Below are 22,035 nucleotides of genomic sequence, written 5' to 3' on the forward strand. Positions count from 1 at the left end.
CAACAAAAAGGGCCCCCGCGTTATGCCGGGTCTGTTCGTATTCGGCGCCTGGATTTCCCAGGCCAACGATCAGTTTAATGGCAGTCACGACAGGGGCCCTTCCTTTGGAGTTGTGGATAACATCGCCCGACCTAGCTGCGGCGAAAGTGGACAACAGTAGCTCATTTACTCAAGAGTAAACGCCGCGTTATCGCCCGCTTTCTCGCTACGTTTCGGTCCGCGATGTTTCCTCAAGCTCCGACATTACAGAGTGAATTACTCTGCAGCGCCTTCTTCAGCTTCTGGAGCAACGCGTGGAGCGTGAACGTTGGCAACAGCTTTGTCATCACCGTGAGCCAGTGCGACAAACTCAACGCCTTTAGGGGCTTTGAGGTCGGACAGGTGGATGATGGCGCCAACTTCAGCGGCCGACAGGTCGACTTCGATGAACTCAGGCAGATCTTTTGGCAGGCAGGTCACTTCGATTTCGTTCACAACGTGAGAAATCTCGCCGCCTTTCTTGATCGGTGCTTCTTCACCGATGAAGTGCACAGGCACGGTAGCGGTCAGTTTCTGGCCAGCTACAACGCGAATGAAGTCAGCGTGCATGATGAACTGCTTGGACGGGTGACGCTGCATCGCTTTAACGATGACGTTCTGCTTGGCACCATCGACATTCAGCTCGATAACGTGGCTGTAGGCAGCTTCGTTTTCGAACAGTTTGGCGATTTCTTTGGCCAGGATGGTTACGGATTCAGCAGGCTTGTTGCCACCGTAAACAACAGCAGGGATGTTGGCGGCGTGACGCAGGCGGCGGCTCGCACCTTTCCCCAGGTCAGTACGCGCTTGAGCGTTCAGAGTAAAGTCAGTCATTTTGTATCTCCAAAATAGCCATCATCGAGTGGCGTTTGCGACCAGCGCCTGGCTCGATATGGGCAAAAAAGCCCCGCCCCAACAAAATGTCGGGGCGGGGCGCTTTTCGTCAGTGGGATAATCCGAAGGTTTGACCCTTAACGGAACATCGCACTGATCGATTCTTCATTGCTGATGCGGCGAACCGCCTCGGCAACTACCGGTGCGATATCCAGTTGACGGATACGCGAACAGGCTTGAGCTGCAGCGGACAACGGGATGGTGTTGGTCACCACCAGTTCGTCCAGCATGGAGTTCTCGATGTTCTCGATCGCTCGGCCCGACAGCACAGGGTGTGTGCAGTAGGCGAAGACTTTTGCTGCACCGTGCTCTTTCAAGGCTTTCGCCGCGTGGCACAGGGTGCCGGCGGTGTCGACCATGTCATCAACCAGAATACAGGTACGCCCTTCGACATCACCGATGATATGCATCACTTCAGAGTGATTAGCTTTTTCACGGCGTTTGTCGATGATCCCGAGGTCCACGCCCAAGGATTTGGCAACAGCCCGTGCACGCACGACGCCACCAATGTCCGGGGACACGATCATCAGGTTTTCAAAGCGCTGGTCTTCGATGTCATCCACCAATACGGGGGAGCCGTAGATGTTATCTACCGGAATATCGAAGAACCCCTGGATTTGGTCAGCGTGCAGGTCAACCGTGAGAACACGGTCGATACCTACCACGGTCAGCATGTCAGCAACGACTTTCGCGCTGATAGCTACACGTGCGGAACGCGGACGGCGGTCCTGACGGGCATAACCAAAGTAAGGGATTACAGCTGTGATTCGAGTCGCTGAGGAGCGGCGGAAGGCATCAGCCATCACGACGAGTTCCATCAGGTTATCGTTGGTCGGAGCGCAAGTCGGCTGAATAATGAAGACGTCTTTACCGCGGACGTTTTCATTGATCTCGGCTGTAATTTCGCCGTCGGAGAACTTACCGACAGAGATGTCACCGAGAGGGATATGCAGCTGACGTACGACACGTCGAGCCAGATCGGGGTTAGCATTCCCCGTAAAGACCATCATCTTGGACACGCGCAGTACCTAGAGGCTGAGGGTAACCTGGATGAGTATTAGAAAATGGCAGGGGCGGCTGGATTCGAACCAACGCATGGCAGGATCAAAACCTGCTGCCTTACCGCTTGGCGACGCCCCTGTATCTGTTGCAACGAGTGCCTAACACTCGGTTCCTTTTAGAGCAGACTTTGCAGCTTGCGATGCAACATCGAAACGTTGCTTCCCTTTGCTACAAACCCTGTAAGGGTCTCTGTAAGAAGGGCCGAGACTTTATCAGCTTCAGCTTTGCTTGGGAAGCCCCCAAACACACAACTTCCAGTTCCGGTTAATTTTGCTTCGGTAAATTTACCTAACAAATTCAAAGCGTTACGTACCTCTGGATAACGCCTTGCTACAACCGGTAAGCAGTCATTTCGACTGTTTCCCTTGGGAACGGGGCGCACTTTAATGGGAGAAGAGTTACGTGTCAACAACGGATCTGAAAAAATTTCTGCTGTACTTACAGATACTTGCGGCACAAGCACGAGATACCAAGGCTCTTCGGGCTCTACAGGGGTCAGTTTCTCGCCGACGCCCTCAGCAAATGCGGCGTGTCCACGCACGAAAACCGGGACGTCAGCCCCCAGTGAAAGGCCCAGCGCCGCGAGGCGATCGTGGTCCCAGCCCAGCTTCCACAAGTGATTCAGGCCCAGCAACGTGGTCGCCGCATTCGAACTGCCACCACCGATGCCGCCGCCCATAGGCAAGATTTTTTCGATCCAGATGTCGATGCCGAGCGAACTGCCGGATTGCTCCTGAAGTTTTTTCGCCGCCTTCACGATCAAATTACTGTCGTGGGGTACGCCTTCGAATTCTGTGTGCAGCTTGATCACACCATCGTCGCGAACGGCGAAGGTCAGTTCATCGCCGTAGTCGAGAAATTGAAACAGCGTCTGCAACTCGTGGTAGCCGTCTTCACGGCGACCCAGAATATGCAGCATCAGATTGAGTTTTGCGGGGGAGGGCAGGGTCAGGCGTTCTACGGTCACGTTATTGCCCCAGCTTGCGCGGTTGCCAGTCCTTGATCACTAGCGTGACGTCAAGGTCGGTACCGTGCAGTTTGATGCGCTCGGGCAACCAGTAACCGCCTTGTTCTACGTAGCTCAGGTATTCGACTTGCCAGCCATCCTGCTCCAGGGTGGCCAGGCGGCTATCGCCGTTTAGGCTCAAGCGGCTCTTGCTGTCAGGCGCAGGTAACCCGCGCACCCACCAGACCAAGTGAGATACCGGCAATTTCCAGCCAATCTGTTCTTCCAGTAGCGCTTCCGGAGAGGTCGCTTCATAGCGTCCCTGGTTGGCGACTTCGAGGCTGACTTGCCCCGGTCGGCCCGTCAGGCGTGCTGCACCACGGCCCAGCGGCCCAGACAAGCGAATGTCGTAATAGTCTTGGCGTTGCAGCCAGAACAGCGTTCCGCTGCCCGAATCCTTTGGTGCGCGAACGCCGACTTTGCCTTCGATCTGCCAGCCGTCGATGCTGCTGAGCTGGTCTTTGTGCTGTTTCCATTGCGCCGGGTTGCCCTGGCCTTCGACGGATTCACGGCTGCCTATGCCCGCGCAACCGGCGAGCAGGGCGATGAGACTGAACACTACAACGTGGCGCAAGAACATAAGATTAAAGGGTCTCGGATCCGGTCAGGCGCTTGATGGTGCCGCGCAGGATGGGGCTTTCGGGTTGTTCCTTGAGGAATTTTTCCCAGATTTGTCGCGCTTCGCGCTGCTTGCCATTGGCCCATAGCACTTCGCCCAGGTGGGCGGCGACTTCCTGGTCGGGGAAGCGCTCCAGCGCTTGGCGCAGCAAACGTTCGGCCTCGTCCAGGTTGCCCAGGCGGTAATTCACCCAGCCCAGACTGTCGAGCACGGCCGGGTCTTCCGGGTTGAGCTTGTGGGCTTGTTCGATCAGCACCTTGGCTTCGGCGTAGCGCGTAGTGCGGTCCGACAGGGTATAGCCCAAGGCATTGAGCGCCATGGCGTTGTCCGGGTCGCGCTTGATGATCAGGCGCAGGTCTTTTTCCATCTGCGCCAGGTCATTGCGTTTTTCCGCCTGCATGGCGCGGGTGTACAGCAAGTTGAGGTCGTCGGGGTACTGCAGCAAGGCTTGTTGCAGCAGTTTCCAGGCACGCTCGCCTTGATTATTGGCCGACAATGTTTCGGCCTGGATCAAATAGAGCTGGATCGCGTAGTCCGGTTCGGCATCCCGTGCCGCTGCCAGGCGTTTTTCTGCCTCGTCGGTGCGGCCGTTGCTCATCAGGATATCGGCTTGGCGAAGTTGGGCTGGCAGATAGTCATTGCCGGGGCCGACCTGAGCGTATTCAAGCAAGGCTGCTTGTGGGTCATTGCGCTCTTCGGCAATGCGGCCGAGGTTCAGGTGCGCTGAATCCACATGGCTTTCGCGCTGGATCAGTTCTTCAAGGTACCCCTTGGCCTCGTCCCAGGCCTTGGCTTCCAGGCACACCAGCGCCAGGGAGTAACGCAGTTCGTCGTCATCCGGGTACTGCTGGACCAGGTTGGCGAACTGCACTTTGGCGTCCTCCATACGGTCCTGCTCTACCAGCATGCGCGCGTAAGTCAGGCGCAGGCGTTTGTCGTCCGGGTACTTCTTGATGCTTTTTTCCAGCAGCGGAATCGCTTCCTTGCCGCGATTGAGGTTTTGCAGCAGGCGCGCACGCAGCAGGATCGGGGCGATTTCGCCTTCTTCCGGCGGATTCTGCTCCAGCAACTTGAGCGCGGCGTCGGTCTCATCGTCCTGTTGCAGCAGCAAGGCCTTGCCGAAAATCAGCTGGCTGTTCTTGGGGTGCTTTTGCAGCAGGCGGTCGAAGCTCTTCATCAGGCCATTGCGAGTGTCCTGGTCGGTGTCGGCGGCCGACAATGCAAGGAAGTCGAAATGCGTGTCACCCTTGCCCTGCAGGACCTTCTCCATATAAACCATGGAGTCGTCATAGCGCCCGGCGCGCGCCAATTGAATGGCCGCAGCCCGCTGCGCTTCCAGGTCGTCCGGCGCGTTTTTCGCCCAGATCAGCGACGTGTCCAATGCTGCCTGGTCGGCCCCCAGGTATTCGGCAATGCGGAATGCCCGCTCCGAGATCCCTGGATCCTGAGTGTTGATGGCCTGGGTCACGTAGTTATCCAGGGCAATATCGAAACGATTACGCTGGCCGGCGAGTTCTGCCGACAATAGGCTGTAGATCGTTTCTTCACTGAACGAAGAATAAACCTTGGGCTTTTCAGGGGCGGGGGTGCTGTCTTCCACCGGCGGCGTACCGTCCGGCGACACGGGGGCCATGGCCTGGCAGCCGCTAAGGAAGACAAAAGCAAGGAGCAACGCGGAAGATCTATTCATATAGGAAGAGGACGACTAACCTGCGGTCGGATCATCATGACACAAGCCTTCGGCCAAACATAACCGAGTCTCAGTTGGTGCCTTTATAGACACAAGGCATTAGGACAATAGCCTACGGTGGTTGTTCTGAATCATTCGAAGTAGGACAATTGTCGGCTTCTCGACATCATCAGCGATATTGAATGGCCTTCCTCGCACTCGGTATTAACCATAAAACTGCCACCGTGGACGTGCGCGAGCGCGTGGCGTTTACGCCGGAGCAGTTGGTTGAGGCCTTGCAGCAGCTCTGCCGGCTCACCGACAGCCGCGAAGCTGCGATCCTTTCAACCTGCAATCGCAGCGAGCTTTATATAGAGCAGGAACATCTTTCAGCGGATGTGGTGCTGCGCTGGCTGGCTGATTACCACCATTTGAGCCTCGACGACCTGCGCGCAAGCGCATATGTGCACGAAGAGGATGCGGCAGTTCGTCACATGATGCGTGTGGCCGCCGGTCTCGACTCGCTGGTATTGGGCGAGCCGCAGATCCTGGGCCAGATGAAATCCGCCTACGCTGTGGCGCGTGAGGCCGGTACCGTCGGCCCACTGCTGGGCCGTTTGTTCCAGGCCACGTTCAATTCCGCCAAGCAGGTGCGCACCGACACCGCCATCGGTGAAAACCCGGTGTCCGTGGCATTTGCCGCCGTCAGCTTGGCCAAACAGATTTTCAGTGACTTGCAGCGCAGCCAGGCCCTGCTGATCGGCGCCGGCGAGACCATTACCCTGGTCGCCCGTCATCTGCATGACCTGGGTGTGAAACGCATTGTGGTGGCCAATCGCACGCTTGAGCGCGCCAGCATCCTCGCCGAACAGTTCGGCGCCCATGCCGTGCTGCTCTCGGATATTCCGGCTGAATTGGTGCGCAGCGACATCGTCATCAGCTCCACCGCCAGTCAATTGCCGATCCTGGGCAAAGGCGCGGTGGAGAGCGCGTTGAAGCTGCGCAAGCACAAGCCGATCTTCATGGTGGATATCGCCGTCCCACGGGATATCGAGCCCGAAGTCGGCGAGTTGGACGACGTTTACCTCTATAGCGTCGACGATCTGCATGAAGTGGTCGCCGAAAACCTCAAGAGCCGCCAGGGTGCTGCCCAGGCCGCCGAAGAAATGGTCAGCACCGGCGCCGAAGACTTCATGGTGCGCCTGCGCGAACTGGCGGCGGTGGATGTGCTCAAGGCGTATCGTCAGCAAGGCGAACGCCTGCGCGACGAGGAACTGAGCAAGGCCCAGCGCTTGCTGGCCAATGGCAGCAGCGCTGAAGAAGTGCTGATGCAACTGGCCCGAGGCCTCACCAACAAATTGCTCCACGCGCCTAGCGTACAGCTTAAAAAATTGACTGCCGAAGGCCGCCTCGATGCGCTGGCCATGGCCCAAGAACTTTTTGCCCTCGGTGAGGGCGCGTCAGATAGCTCTTCGGATAAAAAACCGCAATGAAAGCGTCACTGCTCAATAAACTGGACGTGCTCCAGGACCGTTTCGAAGAACTGACCGCCTTGCTTGGCGATGGCGAAGTCATTGCCGATCAGACCAAGTTTCGTGCCTATTCCAAGGAATACGCCGAAGTTGAACCCGTGGTGGCCACCTATAAAAACCTGCTGAAAGTACAGGCCGACCTTGAAGGCGCCCAGGCGCTACTCAAGGACAGCGACCCGGACATGCGTGAAATGGCCGTGGAAGAAGTCCGCGAAGCCAAGGAAAAGCTCGCGGAGCTGGAAAGCGACCTGCAACGCATGCTGCTGCCTAAAGACCCGAATGACGGCCGTAACGTGTTCCTCGAAATCCGTGCGGGCACCGGCGGTGACGAAGCGGCGATCTTCTCCGGCGACCTGTTCCGCATGTATTCGCGCTATGCCGAGCGTCGTGGCTGGCGCGTGGAAATCCTCTCGGAGAACGAGGGCGAGCACGGCGGCTATAAAGAAGTCATCGCGCGGGTTGAAGGCGACAACGTTTACGGCAAGCTCAAGTTCGAGTCCGGTGCCCATCGCGTGCAGCGTGTTCCGGCGACTGAATCGCAGGGGCGTATCCACACCTCCGCCTGCACCGTGGCCGTGTTGCCCGAGCCGGACGAGCAGGAAGCCATCGAGATCAACCCGGCAGACCTGCGAGTCGACACGTACCGTTCGTCGGGCGCCGGCGGCCAGCACGTCAACAAGACCGACTCGGCAATCCGCATTACTCACTTGCCGTCGGGCATCGTGGTGGAGTGCCAGGAAGAACGTTCCCAGCACAAGAACCGGGCGCGGGCGATGTCCTGGCTGTCGGCCAAGCTCAACGACCAGCAAACCAGTGCCGCTGCCAACGCGATTGCCAGCGAGCGTAAGTTGCTGGTGGGCTCGGGCGACCGTTCCGAGCGCATCCGTACCTACAACTTTGCCCAGGGCCGGGTCACCGACCACCGGGTCAACCTCACCCTCTATTCCCTCGACGAGATTCTTGCCGGTGGCGTTGACGCGGTGATCGAGCCTTTGCTCGCCGAATACCAGGCTGACCAACTGGCAGCGATAGGTGAATAAATGACCATCATTGCCAGCTTGCTACGCGCCGCCGACCTGCCCGACTCGCCTACCGCGCGCCTGGATGCCGAATTGTTGCTGGCCGCGTCCTTGGGCAAGTCCCGGAGTTACTTGCACACCTGGCCGGAAAAAATTGTCAGCAGCGAAGACGCATTGACCTTTGCGGGCTACCTGCAACGCCGTCGCGGCGGTGAGCCGGTCGCGTACATCCTCGGCCAGCAGGGCTTCTGGAAGCTCGACCTGGAAGTAGCGCCCCACACACTGATCCCGCGCCCAGACACTGAATTGCTGGTGGAAGCCGCCTTGGAGTTGTTGCCGGCTACGCCCACCCAGGTCCTGGACTTGGGCACCGGCAGCGGCGCCATCGCCTTGGCCCTGGCCAGCGAACGCCCGGCCTGGCACGTTACCGCCGTCGACCGCGTGTTGGAAGCCGTGGCCCTGGCCGAACGCAACCGCCAGCGCCTGCACCTCAAGAACGCCACAGTGTTGAACAGTCATTGGTTCAGCGCCCTGCAAGGCCACAGCTTCGACCTGATCATCAGCAACCCGCCGTATATCGCCGCCAACGACCCACACTTGGTGGCCGGTGACGTGCGTTTTGAACCGGCCAGTGCGCTGGTGGCGGGCCATGACGGCCTGGACGACTTGCGCCAGATCATCAAGGAAGCCCCCGCGCATTTGAATGCCGGTGGGTGGCTGTTGCTTGAACATGGCTACGACCAGGCCCCCGCTGTGCGCGACCTGTTGCAAAGCCAGGGTTTTGAAGACGTGCACAGCCGTATCGACCTCGGCGGTCACGAACGCATCACGTTGGGACGCCGCCCGTGCTGACCGACCAGGAGCTGTTGCGCTATAGCCGGCAGATCCTGTTGCAGCAGGTCGACATCGATGGGCAATTGCGCTTGAAAAACGGCCGCGCCCTGATCATCGGCCTCGGCGGGTTGGGTGCACCGGTAGCACTGTATCTGGCAGCGGCGGGGGTGGGTGAACTGCATCTTGCCGATTTTGATACCGTCGACCTGACCAACCTGCAACGCCAGATCATTCACGACACCGACAGCGTCGGGCAGACCAAAGTCGATTCGGCCCTGCGCCGGCTGACTGCGATCAATCCCGAGATCACGCTGGTTACCCATCGCAGCGCGCTGGATGCCGATTCACTGGCGGCGGCGGTCGAAGCGGTAGACGTGGTGCTTGATTGCAGTGACAACTTTTCTACCCGCGAAGCGGTCAACGCCGCCTGTGTGGCCGCCGCCAAGCCCCTGATCAGCGGCGCCGCGATTCGCCTGGAAGGGCAGTTGTCGGTGTTTGATCCGCGCCGCCCCGAAAGCCCCTGCTACCACTGTATCTACGGGCACGGCAGCGACACCGAACTCACCTGCAGCGAAGCCGGTGTGGTGGGGCCGCTGGTGGGCCTGGTCGGTAGCCTGCAAGCTTTGGAAGCCTTGAAGTTGCTGGCCGGTTTCGGCGAGCCGCTGGTGGGGCGCTTGCTGCTGATCGATGCCTTGACCACACGTTTTCGCGAGCTACGCGTCAAGCGTGATCCCGGTTGCAGCGTGTGCGGGACGCAACATGGTTAAGGACGCGCCCATCGGTGTGTTCGATTCCGGCGTCGGCGGGTTGTCGGTGCTGGATGAAATCCAGCAACTGCTGCCCCACGAATCGCTGCTGTATGTGGCCGATTGCGGGCATATCCCTTACGGCGAAAAAAGCCCTGCATTCATTCTTGAGCGCTCGCGAAGGGTTGCTGAATTTTTTCGCGAAAAAGGCGCCAAGGCATTTGTAATTGCGTGTAACACCGCGACGGTCGCGGCGGTTGCGGACCTGAGGCAGGACTACCCGGACTGGCCACTGGTGGGCATGGAGCCTGCCGTCAAACCGGCGGCTGCCGCCACCCGCAGTGGCGTGGTCGGTGTACTCGCTACCACCGGCACGCTGCAAAGCGCAAAATTTGCCGCCTTGCTCGACCGGTTTGCCACTGATGTGCGGGTCATCACCCAGCCCTGCCCGGGTCTTGTGGAGTTGATCGAAACCGGCGACCTGAACAGCCCGGCTTTGCGCCACATGCTGCAGGGCTATCTGGCGCCGTTGCTCAGCGCCGGCTGCGACACCATCATCCTCGGCTGCACCCACTATCCCTTCCTCAAGCCGCTTTTGGCGCAGATGCTGCCACCCAGCATCATCCTCATCGACACCGGCGCGGCCGTGGCGCGTCAGCTCAAGCGTTTGCTGGGCGAGCGTGACCTGTTGGCCGACGGCAATCCTGAACCGGCACAGTTCTGGACCAGCGGCGACGTGTATCACCTAAGAAATATCCTACCAACACTATGGAAATACCCAGGCGTTGTGCGAAGCTTCGATGCGTGAAAAATTCGTGAAATATCGGGGGAATAAGCTGGAACTTCTGTCTACGCGCCAGCTTCTATAGCCAGTTAGTCTGTACAAAAACCATAAACTTTGTTCGGAAGGGATGTTTCTTATGAAGCGCTTGTTCTGTTTGGCTGCGATTGCGGCCGTTGTTGTAGGACACTCGGTTTCAGCCCAGGCCGCTGGCCTGGAATTGGGGGTGGGGAGTACCAGTGATTCGACCATGACCTATCGGCTGGGGCTGACGTCGGACTGGGACAAAAGCTGGTGGCAGAGCGAAACAGGTCGTCTTACCGGCTATTGGAGTGGCGCCTACACCTACTGGGACGGTGACAAGCGCGCGAGCGTGAGCAGCCTGTCGTTCTCGCCGGTGTTTGTGTACGAATTTGCCGGGGAAAAGGTCAAGCCCTACATCGAGGCGGGGATTGGCGTGGCGGTGTTCTCGCGCACGCAGGTCGAGGACAACAATATCGGCCAGGCCTTTCAGTTCGAAGACCGTTTGGGTTTCGGCCTGCGCTTTGCCGGTGGGCATGAAGTGGGGATTCGTGCCACGCACTATTCCAACGCGGGCATCAGCAGCAACAACGATGGGGTAGAAAGCTACTCGCTGCACTACACCTTGCCGCTGTAACCCTTCAAAACACCGCATAACCAATGTGGGAGCGAGCAAGCCCGCTCCCACATTTGGTTCTGTTCTTATCTGAAAGTCAGCGATACGCCGTCGCAATCCCCTGCCGCTCTTCCAGGCACTCCGGCGCACCCATCTCGAACTCCCGGCAAATCAACGGCCGTCGTTCATAGATCGTGCACATCATGGTGTCGCGGTCTAGCGCGGCGCACCAGCCGTCGTCCAGGCGCAGCATCACTTCGCCGCCCCAATCGTCGGTATCGATATAGCGCTCCGGCACGCCCGTGTCGGTGATCAGCATCACTTCCAATTGGCAGCAGCAGGCTGCGCACGTCGAGCAGGTGACGGCGGGTTCGGTGATTTGGGTGTGGGGGATGTTGGTCATAGGCGCGCAGTGTAAGGCAAGCCGGTGTCGTGCGTATGAATGCTCTGACGGGCGTCAGTGTCCGAGTTGGTCCGCAACCCAATGCAGCACGGGAAACAGCAGCGCCCAAAGCAGGGCCAGGCCGATCAGCGTGGTGGCGGTGCCATAGCCGAAACTGACCCCGGCCAATTGGCTGCCCGCGTAATACGACAGCGGTCCACCCACCGCGCCCAACAGGCTGGATCGCCACCAGGGCTGTGCACTCCAGGCCAGGCAATGGCGCAACGTGGTCGCCAACAATGCCCACAACAGGATCAACCAAAACGGAATCAACGGCCCAGGCAGGCTGAAATGAAACACGCCGAAGGTGCGCAGCGAGGTGTCTATCACTGTTCCCAGCAAGGTCACGGCGAGGATCACTTGGCCGTCCTTGGACCAGGCGCTTATCCACAGCAGGTGGATGGCCAGAACCGCCAGCCCCACCAGCAACCATCGACTATTCCCGCCGAGTACACAGGCAAACCAGCCACACTGGAACAGTACGGCATTCGCCAACGGTTTAAGCACTGAAACGCCCGAGCAATGGCGGGTTGAGCGCGGCCGGCTTGGCCAACAGTAATTGTGCGGTACCAATCGTGCGTTCCATAAACCCACCCTCGCAGTAGCACAAGTAGAACTCCCACAAGCGCAGGAAGTACTCATCGTAGCCCAACTCTGCCAGACGGCCATGGGCGCGGCGAAAGTTCTCATGCCACAGGCGCAGGGTTCGCGCGTAGTGCAGGCCGAAATCCTCCATGTGCATCAGGTTCATGTCGGTGTCGCGGCTGACGATCTCAAGCATCTTTTGCACACAGGGCAGGGCGCCGCCGGGGAAGATGTAACGCTGGATAAAGTCGACGTTGCTCTTGGCTTGTTCGTAGCGTTGGTCGCGGATGGTGATGGCTTGCAGCAACATCAGGCCATTGTCCTTGAGCAGGTGCGCGCACTGTTTGAAGTAGGTCGGCAGGAAGCGATGGCCCACCGCTTCGATCATTTCGATGGACACCAATTTGTCGTACTGGCCAGTGAGGTCGCGGTAGTCCTGCAACAGCAGGGTGACCTGGCCTTGCAGCCCCAGGGCCTCGATACGTTTTTCGGTATAGGCGAACTGTTCCTTGGACAAGGTCGTGGTGGTGACCTTGCAGCCGTAGTGCTGCGCGGCATACAACGCCATGCTGCCCCAGCCGGTGCCGATTTCCAGCAGATGGTCGTCGGGCTTGAGCGCGAGCTTCTGGCAGATACGTTCCAGTTTGTTCAACTGCGCCTGTTCCAGGGTGTCGTCGGGTGTCAGGAACTGCGCCGCCGAGTACATCATGGTCGGGTCGAGGAATTCCTCGAACAGGTCGTTGCCCAGGTCGTAGTGGGCGGCGATGTTTTTTTGCGAGCCTTTGCGCGTATTGCGGTTGAGCCAGTGCAAACCCTGGGTGAGTGGCCGAGCCAGGCGCGCCAGGCCGCCTTCCATCGCGTCGAGCACGTCCAGGTTGCTGACCATCACGCGCACCACCGCGGTCAGGTCCGGGCTGCTCCAGTAACCATGGATAAACGCCTCGCCGGCGCCGATGGAGCCGTTGGCCGCCACCAGGCCCCACACCGCCGGATCGAGGATCTGGATTTCCCCCAACAGGTGCGCCTCGCGCGCGCCGAACACTTGGCGTTCGCCCTCCTCAATCACCACCAACTGGCCGTGGCGCAGTTGGCTGAGTTGACGCAGTACGGCCTTGCGCAGCAGTGCGCTGGTCATGCCGTTGACGTTCAGGCGGTTGGCCTTGACCGATAAGCTAGGGGTTTTCATGGCGGCGATCCTTGGGATACCCGACTGCAATACGAGCGTCGCCATCGGCGGCCCGGTGGGGGAAAATCGGTGTGCGTTTGAGCAACAGGCGCAGAGCCTGCCAGTAGATAGCGAGGCAGGTCTTGGCGGTCATCCACGGAAAGCGCCACAGGTAGCGATGCAAGCTGGCGCGGTTGAGGGCTTCCTTTTGCAGGCTCAAGGTGGCATCGAAGACTTTTTGCGCGCCCTGCCAGTCGGCCATATGCACGCCAAGCCTGGCGGCGGGCGGGCTGAAGCTCATGCGGTATTCTAGGTCACGCGGCAGGAACGGCGACACATGAAAGGCCTTGGCCACGGCGAAATGCTGGTGCTCATCGGCGCCCAGTGCCATGGCCGGCAGCACGTAGTGATAGCGCTCGCGCCATGGGGTGTTGGTCACTTCACACAGGATCGCGGCCAGTTGCCCGTCGGCCTCGAAGCAGTAGAAGAAACTCACGGGGTTAAAGGCCAGGCCCCAACTGCGGGCCTGGGTCAGTAGGCAGATAACGCCCTGGGGCGTACGCCCCAGGGCCTTGCCGACTTCTTGGCGCACGGCATCGCTCAAGCTCATGCCGGTACGCGTCAATTCACGCAGGTAGTCCTGCTGGCGAAAACCGAACGGCGCAAAGCGGCTGGGTCCGGCCAGGGGCGATAGCCCAAGTACCTCATGTTCCTCGCTCAAATCCAAATACAGCAGGCCGATGCGGTAGCGAAAGGCATGAGCCTTGGGCGCAAACCGGCGATGGGCAATCCAGCCGCTGTACAGGGCGCTGTTCACAGGCTTTCCCCGAACGCTTGGGCCACGCGCAGGGCGCTGACCACGCCGTCTTCGTGAAAGCCGTTAGCCCAGTAAGCGCCGCAGTAAAAGGTGTTGCGGGTGCCGAACAATTCTTCCCAACGTGCTTGGGCCGCCACCGCCGCAAGGCTGTATTGCGGGTGGGCGTAGGTGTAGCGAGCCAGCACTTTCAGCGGGTTGATCGCCGGCGTCTGGTTGAGGCTGACGCAAAAGGTAGTGTCGCTGTCGATGCCTTGCAGGATGTTCATGTCATAGGTGACCGCAGCCTGGGTTTGGGCGTTGCCGCTCAGCCGGTAATTCCAGCTGGCCCAGGCCAGTTTGCGGTCGGGCAGCAGGCGGGTGTCGGTGTGCAGCACCACGTCGTTGTCGGCATAGGGGAGGGCGCCGAGGATCTCTTGCTCGGCCTGGCTGGGGTCGGCGAGCAACGCCAGTGCCTGGTCGCTGTGGCAGGCAAGCACCACGCGGTCAAAGGCCTCGCTGCCAGCTGGGCTGTGGATAACCACGCCGTCGCCGGTACGCTCAACTTTATCCACAGGGCAGTTGAGGCGGATCTGTTCGCGAAAGCGGCGGGTCAGCGGCTCGATATAGCTGCTGGATCCGCCCTCGATCACACACCACTGCGGGCGATTGCTCACCGAGAGCAAGCCATGGTTCTTGAAGAAACGCACAAAGAACTGCAATGGAAAGCCGAGCATGTCCGCCAGGGACATCGACCAGATCGCCGCGCCCATCGGCACGATGTAATGCCGGATAAACCGTTCGCCGTAGCCGCCCGCGTTGAGGTAATCGCCCAGGGTCATCTCGGCGCTGATGCGCTGCTCTTGCAGGTCCTGCGGCGCCTGGCGGTTGAAGCGCAGGATGTCGCGCAGCATGCCCCAAAACCCCGGCGACAGGATATTGCGACGCTGGGCAAACAGGCTGTTGAGGTTGTTGCCGTTGTACTCAAGCCCGGTCTGTTCGTCGCACACCGAAAAGCTCATTTCGGTGGGTTTGAACTTGACCCCGATCTGCCCCAGCAGACGGATGAAGTTGGGGTAGGTCCAGTCGTTGAACACGATAAAACCGGTGTCCACCGCATAGCGTTTACCCTCGACCGTGACATTGACCGTGTGGGTATGCCCGCCGATACGGTCGCCCGCCTCGAACAGCGTGATCTCATGCTGGCGGCTGAGCAGGTAGGCGCTGGTCAGTCCGGCGATACCGCTGCCGATAATGGCGATCTTCACAGGTCGTCCTTTTTCGGTGGCGGGCTACGCAGCATGCGTTTGCCGATGATCAACTGGGCGCGGTTGGGCAACTTCGACAGCGGCCACAGGGTGGCGATGAACAGCGCGGGAAAGGCGATTTCCAGCGGACGCTTTTCCAGCTTGGCGAAGATATGCCGCGCAGCCTTGTCCGCCGGCCAACTCAAGGGCATCGGGAAGTCGTTGCGTTCGGTCAGCGGCGTGTCGACAAACCCCGGGCTGATCACCGTCACGTCGATGTTTTCCGGTGACAGGCTGATACGCAGGGATTCGAACAGGTAGCGCAGGCCTGCCTTCGATGCGCCGTAGGCTTCGGCGCGCGGCATCGGCAGGTAGGTCACCGCACTTGCGACGCCTACCAGATGAGGCGTGCGACCTGCGCGCAGCAACGGCAAGGCGGCCTCGATGCAGTAACTGCTGGCCAGCAGGTTGGTACGCACCACGTGCTCGATGATCGATGAATCAAATTGCTTGGCGTCGACATATTCACAGGTGCCGGCGTTCAGGATCACGGTGTCCAGCGCGCCCCAGGCTGCCTCGATCTGTTCGCCGATTTCACGCACGGTCTGGCTGTTGGTCAGGTCGCCGGCCACCACCAGCACCTGGCCCGGATAGTGTGCGGCCAGCGTGTCCAAAGGGCCTTTGGAGCGTGAACTCACGGCAACATGAGCGCCGCTGTTGAGCAGCTCGATGGCCAGCGCGGCACCGATACCACTGCTGGCGCCGGTCAGCCAATAACGACGGGGCGTCGGTGCGTTCATGCCATTCTCCTTTTCAGCCAGCCGACGACATTGCCCAGCACGGGCAAGTGTTCGTACAACATGGCGCCGGCATCGAAATAGTCGCGGTGGCGGTAGACCTTGTCGCGCCACATCAAGTGAGAACAACCTTCCACCCGGATCACCTTGCCGTTGGCCAGGCGCGGGTGGCAAAAACTCATCTTCCAACGTAGGTAACCTTCGCCTTCGGCCACCTGGTCAAAACCGTAGAAGTCGAAGCGTAGCTGGCTGACATTGCTGTACAGCTCGGCGAAGTAGCGGTGCATGGCAGGCAGGCCATGCACTTCATGCAGCGGGTCGGCAAAGGCGATGTCCTGACTGTACAAGCTGTCGAGCAGGTGCAGGTTGTGCTTGTCCAGCGTGGCGAAGGTCTGGGCGAACCGGCGCAGGAAGTCACTCATGAATGCCTCCGGCGGCTTCGCGCGACGGCAGGCTGCGGAAGGCGGCCAAGGCGCGTTCGCGGGATTTTTTCAGGTCGACGATGGCACGTGGGTAATCGGCCACGCCAAACAATCCGCCGACCGCTTCGGGGTTGTGCACGTCCTTTTTATTCAGCGCGGCCAGTTCCGGCAGCCAGTGCTTGATGAAGACGCCTTCGCTGTCGAATTTTTCCGATTGGCTCAGCGGGCTGAAAATCCGGAAATACGGTGCCGAGTCGGTGCCGGTGGATGAGCTCCACTGCCAACCGCCGTTGTTGGCGGCCAGGTCGCCGTCGATCAGGTGACGCATGAAGAAGCGCTCGCCTTCGCGCCAGTCGATCAGCAAATTCTTGGTGAGGAACATCGCCACCACCATGCGCAGGCGGTTGTGCATCCAGCCGGTTTCGAGCAATTGGCGCATGGCCGCGTCAATGATCGGCAAGCCGGTGCGGGCCTCCTGCCAGGCGGCGAGATCCTTAGGGGCATCGCGCCAGGCGACCGCTTCGGTTTCGGGGCGGAATGCGCGGTGGCGAGAGACCCGTGGGTAGCCCACCAAGATATGTTTGTAGAACTCGCGCCACAGCAGCTCGTTGATCCAGGTGATGGCGCCCATGTCACCGCTTTCGAATTCACCCTGATTGGTTTGCAGGGCGGCATGCAGGCACTGGCGCGGTGAAACGACGCCGGCGGCAAGGTACGCCGAGAGCTGGCTGGTGCCGGGCTTGGCGGGGAAGTCGCGTTCGTCCTTGTAATAGCTGATCTGCTGGTCGGCGAAGGCCTCGAGACGGCGGCGGGCTTCGTCCTCACCGGCTGGCCAGAGGGCGCGCAGGGTGTCGCTGGGCGGTTCGAAGCCCTCGACGGTTTGCGGTACGGTGTCGCCCTTTATCGCGAGTTTTGCCTGGGCCTTCGGCGTAGCCACCAGACGCGGCAAGCTGCTGTGCAGGCGGGTGTAGCAAACCTTGCGGAACTGGCTGAACACCTGGAAGTACGTGCCGGTCTTGGTCAGCACGCTGCCGGGTTGGAAAAACAACTGGTCCAGGTAGCTGTGGAAGCTCACACCGTCAGCTTCCAGTGCCTTGGACACGGCTACATCACGACGGCTTTCGTGGATGCCGTATTCCTCGTTGACGTGTACCGACTCCACCGACAGCTCGCGGCACAACTGGCTCAACACGGCTGGCGCCTGGTCCCAGGTCGCGGCATTGCGAATCAGCAATGGAATATTCAGTTCAGCCAGCGCTTGGCTCAGGTGCTGCACATTACGCAGCCAGAAATCCACTTTGCACGGCGCATCATCGTGGGCTCGCCACTGCTCAGGCGTGATCAGGTAAACGGCCGCGATCGGGCCTCGCTGGCTCGCGGCGGCCAGGGCGGTGTTGTCGTGTAGGCGCAGGTCGGTGCGCAGCCAGATCAAATGCATTTAAAGAAGTCCACGCTGGATCAGTATCTGGTGGGCCGACAGTGGGTCTTCGGCCACGAACAATTCAGGGGTGTCACGGGTTAATACGGCCAACTCGGCCTGGTGGATGCATACCGTTGGTCCGACGATCAACTTTGGGCAACTGACGCCGCCCAGAAATTTTGCGAATGCCGACAGGTGGAGCGCCTTGCTTGAATACATCAGCACGGCGCGCGGTTGCAGGTGTTCCACTGCCAGGCCCAGCTCGCCGGCGGGCAGCGGCCAGTCGAACACTTCCACCGGGCAGTTGGCGCTGCTGGCCAGCCATGCGCTCAGCCACAAATGCGGTTCCAGGGGGAGATCGGACTGGTTGACCAGCAGCAACGCCGGCCCCTGCAATTGGCGGTTGTTGTGATAGATGCGCGCCCCAAACTTGCTGCGCAGCCAAGACAGGAAAAATACCCGTTCCATCTGCGCGCCAAACTGGCCCTGCCAGCGTTGTTCCAGTTCATGCAGCAACGGCATCAGCAGTTGCTCGCACAGGGTGCGTGGCGGATAGAGCGCCATGGCCTGGTTGAAGGCATCGTCGACCCGGCGTTCGGCCAGTTCGCTGATGGCTTGCACCAGGTTTTGGCGCAAGGTGTGCCATTCGTTCTCTACCGCATCGGGAATCGGCTGGGCGGAATCGATCAAGCCTTTGACTTGGCTGACCGGCACGCCGCGATTGAGCCAGGTGAGGATGGTGTGGATGCGTTGCACATGTTCATCGCTGAACAGTCGATGGCCCTTGGGCGTGCGCTGGGGCACGATCAGGCCATAGCGGCGCTCCCAGGCGCGCAGGGTCACGGCGTTGACGCCGGTCTGGCGCGCCACTTCGCGAATCGGCAGCCAGCCGTCTTCGATGGCTTGGGTGAGGTCTTCTTGCAGGGCTGCTTTCATGGGTTAGATCGCGTTACGCAGGCTGAGATTTTCCGGGTGCGGTTGCAGGTAGGCCTGCTGCGCGATGTAGCGGTCCGGGTGTTGGCGGAAGTGGTGTTTAAGCAAGGTCAACGGCACCACCAGCGGCACGATGCCGTGGCGGTACTGGCCGATGACGGTCTGCATTTCCTGTTTGTCGTCGGCGCTGATGACCTGCTTGAGGTAGCCGCTGATGTGTTGCAGCACGTTGGTGTGGGTGCCACGGGTGGCGCACTTGCTGAGGCCGGTCATCAGCTCGCTGAAATAACAGGCGGCCAGCTCATCGAGGTTGGCATCCTTGCCCATGCTGCCCAACAAGTGGCCGAGGCTTTTGTAATGCGCCGGGCTGTGGGCCATCAGCAGGTATTTGTAGCGCGAGTGAAAGGCCAGCAGTCGGTGGCGGGTCAGGCCTTCGGCGAGCAACTGTTGCCAACTGGCGTAGACAAAAACGCGGGTCAGGAAATTTTCGCGCAGCACCGGGTCATTCAGCCTGCCGTCTTCTTCGACGGGCAGGTTGGGGTGGCGTGTGCAAAAGGCCTGGGCGTAGATGCCGCGCCCGCCGCCGTCCACCGGGGTGCCGTTGTCGCGGTAGACCTTGACCCGTTCCAGGCCGCAGGACGGCGATTTCTGCATGAAGATATAGCCGCACAGGTCGGTGTGTTCCGAGGCCATCTGCTGGCCGTAATCATCCAGTGGCTGGGTCACGTTCAGTTCGCGGTGCACAGTACCCACGGCTTGCGGATGCGCCGGATCGCCCACCAGGCGTATCGGCTCACGGGGAATGCCCAGGCCAATGGCGACTTCTGGGCACAGCGGCACAAAGTCGAAGTAGTCGGTGAGGGTCTGGCTGCACAGCAGGGATTGTTTATGTCCGCCGTTGAAGCGCACGTTCTCGCCCAGCAGGCAGGCGCTGATCGCGATCTTCGGTTTGTGGGTGCTGGACATGTTCGAACCTCTGCAAGATTCCTGTACAAGATCGAAAGCTTGTACAACTAAATCTCATCATAGGTTTGATCCTGTACAAGTCAAATTATTTGTACAAGTTTTGCGAGGGGGCTACTGCCAGCCGATTTTCCAGTCTTCGGCATTTTGCAGGGTTTGCCAGGCGAGGCGTTCGACGCGTCGGGTCATGACGGCCTGCAGTTCGATTTCCAGCACGGTGCCTTCTTCGTCACGGAACAGTTCTGTGACCAGGAAATGTTTTTCCTTGTTCTGGGGGCGTGCTGCTGTCCACTTCGACAGCAGCAATTTGGCGGGATTGATGCGGTTCATTGCAGGTGTTCGATCAAGCGTCGCGCGGCTTCCTGGCCGCTGAGCCACGCACCCTCGACTCGGCCTGACAGGCACCAATCGCCACACACGTACAGGCCCAGGTCGGCGTCGGCCAGCACACCGAATTCATGGCTGCTGGAGGGGCGCGCGTAGAGCCAGCGGTGCGCCAGGCTGAACGACGGCGCAGGCATGGCGCTGTGCAGCAGTTCGGCAAATGCGCCGTGCAGGTGTTCGATCACTGCTTCCTTGGGCAGGTCCAGGTGGGCCCTGCTCCAGGCGCTGGTGGCATGCAGCACCCAAGTGTCGAGGGCCGTGTCGCGTCCCGGTTTGCTGCGGTTGCGCGCCAGCCAGTCGAGGGGGCTGTCCTGCACGAAGCAGCCTTCCATGGGGGTGTCCAGCGGGGTGTCGAAGGCCAGGGCGATGGCCCAGGTGGGGTCCATCTTCACGCCAGCGGCGGCGCTCGCCAGCTTCGGCGCGGCGGCGAGCAGGGCAGTGGCTTGGGGCGCTGGGGTGGCAATGATCACGTGGCTGAACGGGCCGTGGTTGCCGCCGTCGGCGTCCAGCAGGTTCCAATGCTGGGTGCCCTGGAATACTTCGGTGATGCGGCAACCGAACTCCACCGGCAGGTCATCAAGCAGGGCGCGGGTGATTGCACTCATGCGCGGCGTGCCGACCCAGCGGATCTGCTCATCGGGGGAGGGCGTGAGTTGGCCGGACTTGAAGTTGTACAGCTGGGGTTTCCACTGCTCGGCCCAGCCGTTGCTTTGCCAGCGCTGCACTTCATTGACGAAGCGTCGGTCGCGGGCGGTGAAGTATTGTGCGCCCATGTCCAGTGAGCCGGCATCGCTGCGCTTGCTGGACATGCGGCCGCCACTGCCACGGCTTTTATCGAAGAGTTGTACAACGTGCCCCGCGTCTCGTAACGCTCGGGCGGCGGAGAGACCGGCGATGCCGGTGCCGATGATCGCGATGGGAACAGTCATGGGAGGCCTCGTTTTACCGTTGTGCACAGACTACGCCGACACCAATAGCTGTACAATATTGTTTTTTGGTATAAGTTTTGGCGTACCAGTTCTTACGGCGTGACCTATGGTTAAAGCTGAGGCTTAAGCCAGATGCTTAAACAAATGCCACGCCCGGTTACAAATGATCCCTGCATATAAAATAGACCAGTGATCGGCGGCGAACGTTACATGAGGAGCGTCCCATGCATATTTTGCTGACCGGCGGTACTGGCCTGATCGGCCGCCAACTTTGCCAACACTGGCTTGCGCAGGGCCATCGCCTGACCGTATGGAGCCGCCACCCGGAACACGTCGCCAAGGTATGCGGCGCTCAGGTGTCGGGAGTTGACCGCCTACAACAGGTTGTCGGCCCGGTGGACGCGGTCATTAACCTCGCCGGTGCGCCCATCGCGGATCGGCCTTGGACACACAAGCGCAAGGCGTTGTTGTGGAGCAGTCGCATCAGCCTTACCGAAACCCTGCTGGCGTGGCTTGAAGGGCTTGAGCAGAAACCGGCGGTGCTGATTTCCGGTTCGGCCGTGGGCTGGTACGGCGACGGTGGCGAGCGCGAGTTGACCGAAGCCAGTGGCCCCGTACGGGATGACTTCCCGAGCCAACTGTGTGTTGCCTGGGAAGAAACCGCCCAGCGCGCCGAAGCCTTGGGTATGCGTGTGGTGCTGGTGCGCACGGGCCTGGTGCTGGCAGCCGAGGGTGGCTTTTTGTCGCGGCTGCTATTGCCGTTCAAGCTGGCGCTGGGCGGGCCGATCGGCGATGGTCGGCAATGGATGCCTTGGGTGCATATCAAGGACCAAATCGCCCTGATTGATTTTCTTCTGCACAAGCCTGATGCCAACGGTCCTTATAATGCCTGCGCGCCACACCCGGTACGTAATCGCGAGTTCGCCAAGACCCTGGGCCAAGTGCTGCACCGCCCGGCGTTCATGCCGATGCCGGCCTTTGCGTTGAAGGTGGGCCTGGGTGAGTTGTCCGGTTTGTTGCTGGGCGGGCAGAAGGCGCTGCCCGAGCGGTTGTTGGCGGCGGGTTTCACTTTCCAGTTCACTGAGTTGCGTGCGGCTTTGGACGACTTGTCCAGCCGCCTCTAGAGATAGGATGTTGC

The 22,035-nt window shown here is 60.2% G+C and carries 24 protein-coding genes, 1 tRNA gene and 1 pseudogene; 7 read left to right on the forward strand and 19 right to left on the reverse strand.

Annotation, left to right across the window (positions count from 1 at the left end; all coding sequences use genetic code 11):
* The 7 genes and pseudogenes from CFE47_RS19400 to CFE47_RS19430 form a co-directional block, all read right to left on the reverse strand.
* Positions 1 to 88: pseudogene (locus CFE47_RS19400) on the reverse strand (aminoacyl-tRNA hydrolase); the annotation flags it as partial.
* A 167-nt stretch (positions 89 to 255) separates the two neighbouring features.
* On the reverse strand, positions 256 to 852 hold the full coding sequence (locus CFE47_RS19405; protein ID WP_185708256.1) for a 50S ribosomal protein L25/general stress protein Ctc: 597 nt from the start codon (positions 850 to 852) through the stop codon (positions 256 to 258).
* A 137-nt stretch (positions 853 to 989) separates the two neighbouring features.
* On the reverse strand, positions 990 to 1,931 hold the full coding sequence (locus tag CFE47_RS19410; protein WP_003208392.1) for a ribose-phosphate pyrophosphokinase: 942 nt from the start codon (positions 1,929 to 1,931) through the stop codon (positions 990 to 992).
* A gap of 46 nt (positions 1,932 to 1,977) precedes the next feature.
* A tRNA-Gln gene (locus CFE47_RS19415) sits at positions 1,978 to 2,052 on the reverse strand.
* A 37-nt stretch (positions 2,053 to 2,089) separates the two neighbouring features.
* Entirely contained in the window at positions 2,090 to 2,893 is an 804-nt protein-coding gene (gene ispE, locus CFE47_RS19420; RefSeq protein WP_198913632.1) for a 4-(cytidine 5'-diphospho)-2-C-methyl-D-erythritol kinase, read from the reverse strand.
* Positions 2,894 to 2,942: 49 nt separating this feature from the next.
* Positions 2,943 to 3,560, reverse strand: coding sequence for a lipoprotein insertase outer membrane protein LolB (gene lolB, locus CFE47_RS19425; protein ID WP_286839543.1), 618 nt, complete (start codon positions 3,558 to 3,560; stop codon positions 2,943 to 2,945).
* Between the two features lie 4 nt (positions 3,561 to 3,564).
* Positions 3,565 to 5,289, reverse strand: a complete 1,725-nt coding sequence (locus CFE47_RS19430; protein WP_286839544.1) for a tetratricopeptide repeat protein — start codon at positions 5,287 to 5,289, stop codon at positions 3,565 to 3,567.
* A 182-nt stretch (positions 5,290 to 5,471) separates the two neighbouring features.
* On the opposite strand from CFE47_RS19430, the gene hemA reads away from it, so the two are divergent.
* From hemA to CFE47_RS19460, 6 genes are all read left to right on the forward strand, one after another.
* Positions 5,472 to 6,761 (forward strand): glutamyl-tRNA reductase, encoded by a 1,290-nt coding sequence (gene hemA / locus CFE47_RS19435; RefSeq protein WP_185708260.1) that lies wholly within the window; start codon positions 5,472 to 5,474, stop codon positions 6,759 to 6,761.
* Positions 6,758 to 7,840, forward strand: a complete 1,083-nt coding sequence (gene prfA / locus CFE47_RS19440) for a peptide chain release factor 1 (protein ID WP_286839545.1) — start codon at positions 6,758 to 6,760, stop codon at positions 7,838 to 7,840. The genes hemA and prfA overlap by 4 nt, the downstream gene beginning before the upstream one ends.
* Positions 7,841 to 8,671 (forward strand): peptide chain release factor N(5)-glutamine methyltransferase, encoded by an 831-nt coding sequence (gene prmC, locus CFE47_RS19445; RefSeq protein WP_286839547.1) that lies wholly within the window; start codon positions 7,841 to 7,843, stop codon positions 8,669 to 8,671.
* The gene (locus CFE47_RS19450; protein ID WP_286839549.1) at positions 8,665 to 9,420 is read left to right on the forward strand and encodes a molybdopterin-synthase adenylyltransferase MoeB; all 756 of its coding nucleotides are present in this window, start codon (positions 8,665 to 8,667) and stop codon (positions 9,418 to 9,420) included. The genes prmC and CFE47_RS19450 overlap by 7 nt, the downstream gene beginning before the upstream one ends.
* Positions 9,413 to 10,207 carry a glutamate racemase gene (gene murI / locus CFE47_RS19455; RefSeq protein ID WP_286839551.1) on the forward strand — a complete coding sequence of 265 codons (795 nt, stop codon included), beginning with the start codon at positions 9,413 to 9,415 and terminating at the stop codon, positions 10,205 to 10,207. The genes CFE47_RS19450 and murI overlap by 8 nt, the downstream gene beginning before the upstream one ends.
* A 112-nt stretch (positions 10,208 to 10,319) precedes the next feature.
* Entirely contained in the window at positions 10,320 to 10,838 is a 519-nt protein-coding gene (locus tag CFE47_RS19460) for an acyloxyacyl hydrolase (protein WP_286839553.1), read from the forward strand.
* A 76-nt stretch (positions 10,839 to 10,914) separates the two neighbouring features.
* Here CFE47_RS19460 and CFE47_RS19465 read toward each other — a convergent pair whose 3' ends face one another.
* The 12 genes from CFE47_RS19465 to CFE47_RS19520 all read right to left on the reverse strand — a co-directional run bounded on the left by CFE47_RS19465 (position 10,915) and on the right by CFE47_RS19520 (position 20,897).
* A complete protein-coding gene (locus CFE47_RS19465) occupies positions 10,915 to 11,220 on the reverse strand; it encodes a YkgJ family cysteine cluster protein (RefSeq protein ID WP_056859129.1) in 306 nt (101 codons plus the stop codon).
* A 54-nt stretch (positions 11,221 to 11,274) separates the two neighbouring features.
* A complete protein-coding gene (locus CFE47_RS19470) occupies positions 11,275 to 11,766 on the reverse strand; it encodes a DUF2878 domain-containing protein (RefSeq protein ID WP_286839555.1) in 492 nt (163 codons plus the stop codon).
* Entirely contained in the window at positions 11,759 to 13,030 is a 1,272-nt protein-coding gene (locus CFE47_RS19475; RefSeq protein ID WP_286839556.1) for an SAM-dependent methyltransferase, read from the reverse strand. The genes CFE47_RS19470 and CFE47_RS19475 overlap by 8 nt, the downstream gene beginning before the upstream one ends.
* Positions 13,017 to 13,826, reverse strand: coding sequence for a DUF1365 domain-containing protein (locus tag CFE47_RS19480; protein ID WP_286839557.1), 810 nt, complete (start codon positions 13,824 to 13,826; stop codon positions 13,017 to 13,019). The genes CFE47_RS19475 and CFE47_RS19480 overlap by 14 nt, the downstream gene beginning before the upstream one ends.
* Entirely contained in the window at positions 13,823 to 15,070 is a 1,248-nt protein-coding gene (locus CFE47_RS19485) for an NAD(P)/FAD-dependent oxidoreductase (protein WP_286839559.1), read from the reverse strand. The genes CFE47_RS19480 and CFE47_RS19485 overlap by 4 nt, the downstream gene beginning before the upstream one ends.
* Positions 15,067 to 15,849, reverse strand: coding sequence for an SDR family NAD(P)-dependent oxidoreductase (locus CFE47_RS19490; RefSeq protein WP_286839560.1), 783 nt, complete (start codon positions 15,847 to 15,849; stop codon positions 15,067 to 15,069). Before CFE47_RS19490 ends, CFE47_RS19485 begins: the two co-directional genes overlap by 4 nt.
* The gene (locus CFE47_RS19495) at positions 15,846 to 16,268 is read right to left on the reverse strand and encodes a nuclear transport factor 2 family protein (RefSeq protein WP_286839562.1); all 423 of its coding nucleotides are present in this window, start codon (positions 16,266 to 16,268) and stop codon (positions 15,846 to 15,848) included. Before CFE47_RS19495 ends, CFE47_RS19490 begins: the two co-directional genes overlap by 4 nt.
* Positions 16,261 to 17,706 (reverse strand): deoxyribodipyrimidine photo-lyase, encoded by a 1,446-nt coding sequence (gene phrB / locus CFE47_RS19500; RefSeq protein ID WP_286839564.1) that lies wholly within the window; start codon positions 17,704 to 17,706, stop codon positions 16,261 to 16,263. Before phrB ends, CFE47_RS19495 begins: the two co-directional genes overlap by 8 nt.
* Positions 17,707 to 18,624 (reverse strand): MerR family transcriptional regulator, encoded by a 918-nt coding sequence (locus tag CFE47_RS19505; protein WP_286839565.1) that lies wholly within the window; start codon positions 18,622 to 18,624, stop codon positions 17,707 to 17,709.
* Between the two features lie 3 nt (positions 18,625 to 18,627).
* On the reverse strand, positions 18,628 to 19,587 hold the full coding sequence (locus CFE47_RS19510) for a YbgA family protein (RefSeq protein ID WP_286839567.1): 960 nt from the start codon (positions 19,585 to 19,587) through the stop codon (positions 18,628 to 18,630).
* 111 nt (positions 19,588 to 19,698) lie between these two features.
* Positions 19,699 to 19,914 carry a TIGR02450 family Trp-rich protein gene (locus CFE47_RS19515; RefSeq protein ID WP_185708275.1) on the reverse strand — a complete coding sequence of 72 codons (216 nt, stop codon included), beginning with the start codon at positions 19,912 to 19,914 and terminating at the stop codon, positions 19,699 to 19,701.
* Positions 19,911 to 20,897, reverse strand: a complete 987-nt coding sequence (locus tag CFE47_RS19520; RefSeq protein ID WP_185708276.1) for an NAD(P)/FAD-dependent oxidoreductase — start codon at positions 20,895 to 20,897, stop codon at positions 19,911 to 19,913. The genes CFE47_RS19515 and CFE47_RS19520 overlap by 4 nt, the downstream gene beginning before the upstream one ends.
* Positions 20,898 to 21,121: 224 nt before the next feature.
* Between CFE47_RS19520 and CFE47_RS19525 the strand changes: the two genes are divergently transcribed.
* Complete coding sequence (locus CFE47_RS19525; protein ID WP_286839571.1) at positions 21,122 to 22,021, forward strand: TIGR01777 family oxidoreductase; 900 nt, start codon at positions 21,122 to 21,124, stop codon at positions 22,019 to 22,021.
* Positions 22,022 to 22,035: the final 14 nt, after the last annotated feature.

It is taken from the genome of Pseudomonas sp. PGPPP1 (assembly GCF_002255865.1).
Taxonomy (GTDB): domain Bacteria; phylum Pseudomonadota; class Gammaproteobacteria; order Pseudomonadales; family Pseudomonadaceae; genus Aquipseudomonas; species Aquipseudomonas cremoris.

Bases quoted from the DNA above. Each gene is read 5' to 3' on its own strand.
- CFE47_RS19430 (WP_286839544.1), bottom strand. From the start codon at position 5,289: ATGAATAGATCTTCCGCGTTGCTCCTTGCTTTTGTCTTCCTTAGCGGC.
- ispE (WP_198913632.1), bottom strand. From the start codon at position 2,893: ATGCTGCATATTCTGGGTCGCCGTGAAGACGGCTACCACGAGTTGCAG.
- CFE47_RS19505 (WP_286839565.1), bottom strand. From the start codon at position 18,624: ATGAAAGCAGCCCTGCAAGAAGACCTCACCCAAGCCATCGAAGACGGC.
- phrB (WP_286839564.1), bottom strand. From the start codon at position 17,706: ATGCATTTGATCTGGCTGCGCACCGACCTGCGCCTACACGACAACACC.
- prfA (WP_286839545.1), top strand. From the start codon at position 6,758: ATGAAAGCGTCACTGCTCAATAAACTGGACGTGCTCCAGGACCGTTTC.
- CFE47_RS19460 (WP_286839553.1), top strand. From the start codon at position 10,320: ATGAAGCGCTTGTTCTGTTTGGCTGCGATTGCGGCCGTTGTTGTAGGA.
- CFE47_RS19515 (WP_185708275.1), bottom strand. From the start codon at position 19,914: ATGAACCGCATCAATCCCGCCAAATTGCTGCTGTCGAAGTGGACAGCA.
- prmC (WP_286839547.1), top strand. From the start codon at position 7,841: ATGACCATCATTGCCAGCTTGCTACGCGCCGCCGACCTGCCCGACTCG.
- CFE47_RS19510 (WP_286839567.1), bottom strand. From the start codon at position 19,587: ATGTCCAGCACCCACAAACCGAAGATCGCGATCAGCGCCTGCCTGCTG.
- CFE47_RS19465 (WP_056859129.1), bottom strand. From the start codon at position 11,220: ATGACCAACATCCCCCACACCCAAATCACCGAACCCGCCGTCACCTGC.
- hemA (WP_185708260.1), top strand. From the start codon at position 5,472: ATGGCCTTCCTCGCACTCGGTATTAACCATAAAACTGCCACCGTGGAC.
- lolB (WP_286839543.1), bottom strand. From the start codon at position 3,560: ATGTTCTTGCGCCACGTTGTAGTGTTCAGTCTCATCGCCCTGCTCGCC.
- CFE47_RS19405 (WP_185708256.1), bottom strand. From the start codon at position 852: ATGACTGACTTTACTCTGAACGCTCAAGCGCGTACTGACCTGGGGAAA.
- murI (WP_286839551.1), top strand. From the start codon at position 9,413: ATGGTTAAGGACGCGCCCATCGGTGTGTTCGATTCCGGCGTCGGCGGG.
- CFE47_RS19495 (WP_286839562.1), bottom strand. From the start codon at position 16,268: ATGAGTGACTTCCTGCGCCGGTTCGCCCAGACCTTCGCCACGCTGGAC.
- CFE47_RS19520 (WP_185708276.1), bottom strand. From the start codon at position 20,897: ATGACTGTTCCCATCGCGATCATCGGCACCGGCATCGCCGGTCTCTCC.
- CFE47_RS19490 (WP_286839560.1), bottom strand. From the start codon at position 15,849: ATGAACGCACCGACGCCCCGTCGTTATTGGCTGACCGGCGCCAGCAGT.
- CFE47_RS19475 (WP_286839556.1), bottom strand. From the start codon at position 13,030: ATGAAAACCCCTAGCTTATCGGTCAAGGCCAACCGCCTGAACGTCAAC.
- CFE47_RS19525 (WP_286839571.1), top strand. From the start codon at position 21,122: ATGCATATTTTGCTGACCGGCGGTACTGGCCTGATCGGCCGCCAACTT.